General features: G+C 71.1%; 1 pseudogene. It reads right to left on the bottom strand.

The features are described 5' to 3' along the window. A pseudogene (locus tag GEU01_RS26675) lies at window positions 1-360 on the bottom strand (hypothetical protein); the annotation flags it as partial.

The following is a 360-nucleotide window of genomic DNA, read 5'->3' as shown; positions in this document are numbered from 1 at the left end:
CCCGCCATAGCCTTCCGGATAGGCGCCTTCCTGCGGGTAGGCGCCCTGCTGTGGGTAACCTTCCTGCCCGTATCCGCCGGACTGGCCGTAATAGCCATCCTGCTGGTTATAATACCCGCCCTGCTGTCCGTATCCACCCTGAGGGGAATAGCCCTGCTGGGGATAGCTGGGCTGGGCATAGCCATAGCCTGCCTGCGGCTGCGCGGGGTAGGCGGCGCGCTGGCCGGCGGCTGGCGGGCAGGACTGCGGCGAATAGCCTGGCGGCAGCACGCGCCCGTCGGGGCATATGGTGGAGGGCGCTTCGCCACGCGGACGGCGCGGCGGTGTCGTCGCGGCCCCGATCGCGGCCCCGCCCGCACC

Source organism: Komagataeibacter europaeus LMG 18890, from assembly GCF_000285295.1.
GTDB lineage: Bacteria > Pseudomonadota > Alphaproteobacteria > Acetobacterales > Acetobacteraceae > Komagataeibacter > Komagataeibacter europaeus.
The sequence above is the reverse complement of the archived record's forward strand: the minus strand, read 5'-3'. Positions and strand labels throughout refer to the sequence as shown.